The organism is Imperialibacter sp., from assembly GCF_040222385.1.
GTDB lineage: Bacteria > Bacteroidota > Bacteroidia > Cytophagales > Cyclobacteriaceae > Imperialibacter.
This window is the reverse complement of record NZ_JAVKDF010000001.1, coordinates 1-8,028: the sequence shown is the minus strand read 5'-3', so window position 1 is coordinate 8,028 and position 8,028 is coordinate 1. Positions and strand designations below refer to the sequence as shown.

The following is an 8,028-nucleotide window of genomic DNA, read 5'->3' as shown; positions in this document are numbered from 1 at the left end:
ACGTCGCAAGGGGTAAAGCTGAGCGACTTTACTTTTAAAGTGGTCAATGCAGCGGGGCAGGAATTCCCAACACTAGTAGAACACCACGAGGCAAAATCTGTGACAGTTAATTTACTTGATAGTCCGGCGGGCATCTATTTTCTAATGACCGAAGTTGGGGGTGTGCTTGTACTCAAGCGGCTACTCAAAAACTAAGGCAGAACCTATCATCATTCGACTAAATCTTAATTCATCACAACAACAAACACGGGACGTTTTGTGGAGGCCTTCTATGAAGAAGGCTTCCTTTTTTTTTTGTGACAACATAAATCTTTGGGAGCAGTCAACTATACTCTCTCCAGGGCCTGAACGATCCTATCCAAATCAGCTTTTGTGTTGTAGATATGAGGTGAAAAGCGGAATCCACCAGTTGGTGCACAGGCAATGCCATGTCTTTCATAAAGTAGCTGGTAAATTTCAGGCCCTCCTTTGTCAGAGATGCTGAGTATAGTAACACCGGTACTGAACTCAGGTGAAACTGGTGTTAGAAACTTGGCAGTCGGTACTTTGACAGCCAATTGTTCCTTGAAATTGGAATTAAGCATTTTTACCCTCGTTTCAATTTGCTTCTTTCCCACAGTATAATGGAAATCGATGATACTTTTGATGGCTGAAGCGGTGGTTTCGTTGCGTTGCCCAAGCACGCAAAACTTTTCATCAACCGTAGCACTATCATTTTTCCACCCTCCCCCATACACACTTGGGAGCACAGCATTGAATCTTTCTTTTTTGATGTAAAGAATGCCATTTTCCAGCGGACCCATCAACCATTTATGGGTACTGCCAGTGTAAAAATCGCAGCCTATTTCCTGTAGATTGATGTCCATCATGCCGAAGGTTTGGGCACCATCGACCAAACTCATGACGTTTTTTTCTTTGGCCAGGTCGCACAGTGCTTTAGCTGGAAGGGCTAGACCAGACGTATTGGACACATGAGAGAATGAAATTAGCTTCGTTTTGGGGCCGATGGCTGCTCTGAATGGTGCTATCAATTCCTCCTGAGAGGAGGGATTGGCTGGCACACTGACTTTCTTAATCACAAAACCAAGCCTGCTGGCCTGCTGTTCCCAGGCCATGTTGTTGGAGGGGTGATTTTGCTCCCAGAGGACGATCTCGTCACCCTTTTTCAGGTCGATGCCATGAACGAGAATATTGTTGCTTTCGGTGGTGTTGCGGGTAATTCCGACTTCTTCAACATTTGCTCCAACGAATTTTGCGAGGGCCTCAAGGGCTTCCTTCCGCTCACTGGTGAACATTTCACGATTTTGAAACGATACGTCCTTCTCCAGTTTTTGCAGTGATGCCTGCACCTGCTCATTCACAAAGTAGGGGCTTGGGCAAAGGTTGGCAGCGTTCACCATCATCAGCGGCTCGGGTACTATGAACTGCTTTTTCACCATTTCCCAGTAGCGTTCGTCTTCAGGTGAGTAAATATTGCTTAGCTCAGACAGATTCTGGGGCGAAGCGGGTTTGCGAGAACTAGTCCAGGCCGGTGCTGCGACAGTAGCCAAGGGCCTACAGCCACCCGCCTAAAGAATTTTCTCCTTTGCATTGGACAGTCGGTTGGTGGATTGGATTAGAAATAGAGAATCTGGGGTTGCTAGCATTAAGGTATGAAAAAATTCTGGCACTTGATGCCAGTAAGCCCGAGCCTGGTTTAGAAAGGAGACTTGGCAATTCCTCTATCGTACCGATTTTGCCTTGAGATATGAAATGCCCAATCAATGAAAGCAGGCATCATGTTGATGTTGGCGTCTCTTATTTCTTCCGCCATGCTCAGGTAGGCTTCGGCTTTTGTAACTGGACTTTTGGTGGTCCGTGCCAGGTTTCGAAGGCTGTCGAATTTGGACGGGAATTGTGCCCACGAGGAGTCGGCAAGGCATAGTAATATCGAGAAGGTGCTCACACACCTTACCACCTTCTGTAAGCCTAATGCCTGATTTGGCCTCATGCAAGTTGACCTTTTTGACCCTCTAAGAAACTCATTCGGAAAGAGAAATCGGGGTTTCGGAAACACAATTGTGCAACTGGCAAAAATAATTTGAATTCCATTTATATGCTAGGTTAATTCCCTTAAGGTCAGCTAGTTTAAAAATCGGAGACAGCATGAGAAATTTTCACAAGCTATTAGTATTCTGTTATCATCTTACTATCTATTCGCCGCTCCTCGCTCAATCACCCTTTATTACTACCTGGAAGACAGACAACTCTGGCACCTCGGGTGATACCGAAATCATTATCCCGACCACAGGTACGGGGTACAACTACACGGTCGACTGGGAAGAAGTGGGTAATCCATCCAATAACGGTACTGCAGGGGCCTTTAACGACGGCAATTCACCTCATATGATTGATTTTGGAGCGGCTGGCACCTACAGAGTGGAAATCAGCGGCGACTTTCCACGGATTTATTTCAACAATGTTGGCGACAATCAAAAGGTATTATCTGTCGAACAGTGGGGTGATGTCCCGTGGACTTCAATGGAGGATGCCTTTTATGGTTGCATCAATCTTAATGTAATGGCAAATGACGTCCCTGATTTGTCTGGAGTCACCGTTCTGTCACGAATGTTTGCTGGAGCTGCCTCATTCAATGGTATCATCGGGGGATGGGATGTGAGCACCATAGAGTACATGGACGGCACATTTCACGGCGCCAGCGCTTTCAATCGCGACATTGGAATGTGGAACGTAAGCAATACAGTAAGCATGATCAGCATGTTTAACAGTGCAACCTCTTTCAATCAAGACCTCAGCAACTGGGAAGTAGACGAGGTGGTCAACATGAACTTCATGTTTTTTGAGGCTCATTCATTCAATCAGGAAATTGGAGGCTGGAATACAGAGAAAGTAGAAAGCATGATCAATATGTTCGGATTCGCCTATGACTTCAACGGCGACATCAGCAGTTGGAATGTGAGTGGGGTGCAGGAAATGAAGTTCATGTTTCAAGATGCAGGCTCGTTTAATCAGGACATCAAAAACTGGGAGGTAGGGCTTGTAGACGATATGTTTGCCATGTTTGCTAATGCAACATCCTTTGATCAAAACCTAGCCGACTGGGATGTAAGCGCTGTAACTGATATGTCTTTTATGTTTAACAACAGTGGGCTTTCAAAAGAAAATTATGACAAAACGCTTATTGGCTGGGCGTCTCAATCTTTGCAATCCGAAGTCGCTCTAGGCGCATCAGGGCTAAGTTTTTGTAGGGGAGCGTCTGCCCGGACCATCTTATCCGAAGCTCCAAACATGTGGACAATAAGCGGCGATACACAGGATTGTGCACCATTTATTTCAATCTGGAAGACAGCCAACTCTGGCTCTTCTGGTGATACTGAAATCATTATTCCTACCACGGGCACGGGGTACAACTACACTGTCGACTGGGAAGAAGTTGGCAATCCATCTAACAACGGTACTGCAGGCCCGTTCAATGATGGCAACTCACCTCATACGATTGATTTTGGAGCTGCCGGCACGTACAAAGTGGAGATCAGCGGCGACTTTCCACGCATCTATTTCCACTTTGAAGTGGACTATGATAAAATTCTGACTGTTGAACAATGGGGTGACATTGCCTGGGCATCCATGGGCGGTGCGTTCGCCGGGTGCTCCAATCTGACCATACCTGCCACCGATGCCCCAGACCTTTCGGCTGTAACAGATATGACCTTTATGTTTCAGGCAGCAAGCTCTTTCAATGAGCCGATCGGGCACTGGGACGTGAGCAACATTACTAATACGGGGGTCATGTTTGACGGAGCTACATCCTTCAACCAGGACATTAGCGGATGGGAAACAGACAATGTGGAAAGCATGTTTGGAATGTTTGTAGGTGCCAGCTCGTTCAATCAAAATATTGGCGGTTGGACTGTAGCAAAAGTAAACAACATGGGTCAGATGTTCTCGAACGCCAGTTCCTTTGATCAGGATTTGGGTAGCTGGGATATTGGCGAGGTGACGACTATGGGTAGTATGCTTAACAATTCCGGAATGTCGAAAGAAAACTATGACAAGACGTTGATCGGCTGGGCCGGACAAAGCGTACAAAGTGGAGTGGACCTTGAAGCCGATGAACTCATTTATTGCGCAGGCACATCGGCAAGATCGTTGCTGACAGGTGCGCCGAATAACTGGGAAATCACCGGTGACTCCAAAGATTGTGAGGCATCCCTCGATTATATTTTTTCCCCCAATATCAGCTCTTTGAGACCAACGGGAATATCAATTGGTTTTGGAGGAGAGGAAGCTTCTCCACAGGATATTGTCTTCAACAATGACGGAACAAAGTTATTTATTGTTGGAACAGAAGGTGATGAAGTAGTTTCCTACACGCTGGGCACACCCTGGAATCTGATTAGTTATAGCAGTGGCGCAAGTTTCTCCGTTGGCACCGAGGATAATAATCCGATGGGACTTGCTTTTAACACCGATGGCACCAAGATGTTCATGGTAGGCGACGATGGCGACGATGTCAACGAATATTCGCTCAGCAGCGCTTTCGACATTACTACCGCCACATTTATCACCAATTTTTCTGTGGCTGCACATACCGTTGACCCTCGGGGCCTGGACTTTAGCCCGAATGGGTCAAAGATGTATGTGGCCGGATTGAACATCATTCATGGATACACCTTAACTACCCCCTTTGATATAAGCACGGCCACGTGGAGCATGAGTGGGGCGGTTGACGGTCCTGAGGGCGTGGTTTTTACTCTGGACGGAAATAGAGGATACGTGCTCAAAAACAACCATGAGATCCTGCAATATGAAGCCTCTATGCTTGGGGCGTTTAGCGTATCCAATGTTGCTGGCCTGTCGTCTAATTATAAAAGCCTTTTTCACCTTGTAGAACATGCTGAAATGCCGACAGGTTTTACTTTTAAAGACGACTTCTCCAGGCTTTATATAATAGAAAACGGCTCTTCATTGTATGAATATGAGGTTTCGGCCAATTCGTTCGTAGAGACTAGTGCGAATCAAGGTGCTGTAAACGGCTCTATGACTATAGCCATTTCAGGAGATGATACCTTTTCAAATGCAGGTGGATCGCTCAGCTCGCCTACCCACTTTACAATCAACAATTTGCCGTCGGGCCTTACGCCTACCCTGCAAGTAAATACAGACGGCACTATCGCCACCTTAACAATTGCCGGAAATGCGGCCGCTCATGAACAAGCCAACGATATTGCTGACCTCGAATTCACGTTTACCGACGATGCCTTTCCAAACGCCGCCGCCGCCGACGTGGTCAATAGTGTTGCAGCAGGCAGTGGTCTGGGAATCAACTTCAACAGTGCCTCGCTTACTTATTCAGCCCTTCCCAACTTGTCGTCTGTGACTTACACCGACAGCAAATTCACCCTGTCACTCTTTGAAAGTACTCCAACAGATATCGCCTTCAACACAGACGGAACCAAAATGTACGTAGTAGGCACACAAAATGATCAGGTGATGGTTTTCACCCTGACACAGCCATATGCCGTACAGACCGCCAGCTATTCCTTTGGCCTTTCCGTTTCGGACCGGGCTGACAACCCGAGCAGTATTCACTTCAGCCGAGATGGATCCAAAATGTATATTACAGGCACGTTCAATAGTGTAGTATACATCAGCGAGTACGAGTTGGCGGATCCATTTAACATCAGAACGGCTATCTATAAAGGGCAGGACAACATCGTGGCCAGCGCAGGCCTTGCGATAAACAACGACGGTTCGAAAATCTACTTCACCACACCACAACGAATTGACGAATTCACACTAACCACGCCGTTTGAGTTATCTTCGTCGGGGTCAACACCTTTTGGCAACCTGCAGACCTTGTCATTAAGTGCCAGAGACATTGCATTCAGTCCGGACGGACGTCAGCTCTTTATACTTGATGATTTTGCAGAGGGTATTGCCCGGCATTCTCTTGCCACGCCCTTTGACATTACAACTTCCACTGATGACAGCTACTTCTCTTTGCCTGAATCAGATGTAGAGCTTAAAGCGTTGGCTTTCGGGAAAAACGGTTCAACGCTCTATTTGCTGGTTGGCAACGAGGTAAGAGAGTATGCTTTAAGTACCAACGCATTTAGTGAAAGTGAGGCCAACGACGGTGGCGTTGAGGGCTCACTCATCTGGAGCGTTTTGGGAGACACTTTTGTCAATGTCGGCGGCACACTGGCTATTACTACGCAGTATTCTTTGACTTCGGTGCCCGGAGGAGCAAACCCTTCGGTTGATGTTGGGTCAGATGGGTTGACAGCAACTCTTTCGCTCACCGGGAACATAAATCCTCACGAGGAAGCAAACAATATCGACAATATTCAGTATTCATTTACTGATGCCGCATTCAGCAATTCGGCAGCTGCCAGCGTCGTCAACGCTACCGGCCCTGTGAGCACCAACCTTGGTATTCATTTCGACAATGCCCCTACTCCGCCAACCGTCGAAACCCTCACGCCCCCCGATGATAGTCAGAATGTTTCCGTCAACTCCAACCTTACTATCAATTTCAATGAAGATGTGCAGAAAGGTACAGGCAATATCACTATCAAGAATGGAAATGACGATAGCGATGTAGAGGTCATCGATGTCCAATCGCCAAAAGTATCGATCGATGGTGATGTGGTAACTATCAATCTGGAGAGTGAGTTCCCCGAAGGCACGGCGCTCTACGTACTGGTAGATGATACAGCCTTCGAAGACCTGCTTGGTGCTGCCTATGCAGGCATCAGCAGCAGTACTGATTGGAGCTTTACCACCGAGGAAGTCTTCGGACCACCTGCCAAACCGAATGCACCGACCTTCGACGAGGTTACCTCCACTTCGGTACGGGTTAATTTTACGAAGCCGGACGACAAATGCGACGGATGTCCCCTGACTTACAATATCGTTGACAAAGACCTCAACAATGTGCTGGGAGGCAATTTTGACGAGACTAGCAAAAAGATTGTGGTTGGAGGGCTGTCTCCCAATACTGAGTATTCCTTTGCTATTAGAGTCGACAATGAGCTGGGCTTCAATAGCTCCGACTTCACAGCAGTGACTACCTTAATCAATAATGCGCCTCAAATAACAGACCAGTCCTTCACAATTGACGAAAACACTAACCAAGATGAAATTATTGGCAGCATAGAAGCCACCGACCCCGACGGTGATGCGCTCACCTTCTCCATCACCTCTGGAAACACCGATACTGCCTTCGGGCTGATCAATACCAAAGATATCATAGTAAAAAATAGTGCGGCTTTGGATTATGAGGCCAATCCCGTTTTCAACCTTACCGTAGAGGTGGCTGATAACAAAGGAGGTACAGCCAGCGCAGTGGTCACCATCAACCTCAATGACCTGGGCCCTCAAATGAGTGATCAGTCGTTTTCTGTCGATGAGAATAGCACAGAGGGAACAGATATTGGCGACCTGATTGCAACTACAGGTGATGGCGAACTCACCTTTACCATCACGGCAGGAAATACGAACGACGCTTTTAGGATATTCAGGGTTGGCCCGCTTGCCTCCACGCTTGAGGTCAACAACCCAGCAGCATTGGATTTCGAAACCACACCCACCTTTTCATTGACAGTTGAGGTGAGTGATGGGCAGGGTGGAAGCGCTACGGCCACAGTTACAGTGAACATTGGCGATGTGGAGGAAGTTGATCAGGAGAATCAAGTGCCGACAATTGCCGCCCAATCTTTCAGCATTGAAGAAAATGTGGCAGTGGGCACCGAGGTAGGTACTGTTGTTGCGTCCGACCCGGAAGGAGCCCAGCTCTCATTCACGGTCTCCTCGGGAAACGCATCGGATGCGTTTGCAATCGATGGTCAGACGGGCGTACTCACCGTGAACTCACAGGAAGCGCTTGACTTCGAAACTACCCCTGTTTTCGAGCTGGTGGTGGAGGTAAGTGATGGCGAATTGTCGGCGTCGGCTACTATTACAATAAACCTGATTGATGTCGAGGAGACCGAAACCGGAGTCGAAGATTTTTATGACGGCAGA

Annotated in this window: 4 protein-coding genes; 2 read left to right on the top strand and 2 right to left on the bottom strand. The window is 47.4% G+C overall.

Features of this window, described 5'->3' with window-relative positions; all coding sequences use genetic code 11:
- The coding region (locus RIG68_RS00020) for a T9SS type A sorting domain-containing protein (protein ID WP_350117563.1) at positions 1–195 on the top strand (195 nt) is incomplete at its 5' end.
- A 131-nt stretch (positions 196–326) separates the two neighbouring features.
- Here the strand turns inward: RIG68_RS00020 and RIG68_RS00015 are convergent.
- Together RIG68_RS00015 and RIG68_RS00010 are read right to left on the bottom strand one after the other, a co-directional pair.
- Positions 327–1,550: an aminotransferase class V-fold PLP-dependent enzyme gene (locus tag RIG68_RS00015; protein ID WP_350117561.1), complete on the bottom strand. Its 1,224-nt coding sequence runs from the start codon at positions 1,548–1,550 to the stop codon at positions 327–329.
- A 146-nt stretch (positions 1,551–1,696) separates the two neighbouring features.
- On the bottom strand, positions 1,697–1,990 hold the full coding sequence (locus RIG68_RS00010) for a hypothetical protein (protein ID WP_350117559.1): 294 nt from the start codon (positions 1,988–1,990) through the stop codon (positions 1,697–1,699).
- Between the two features lie 155 nt (positions 1,991–2,145).
- Here RIG68_RS00010 and RIG68_RS00005 point away from each other — a divergent pair.
- The coding region (locus tag RIG68_RS00005) for a BspA family leucine-rich repeat surface protein (RefSeq protein WP_350117557.1) at positions 2,146–8,028 on the top strand (5,883 nt) is incomplete at its 3' end.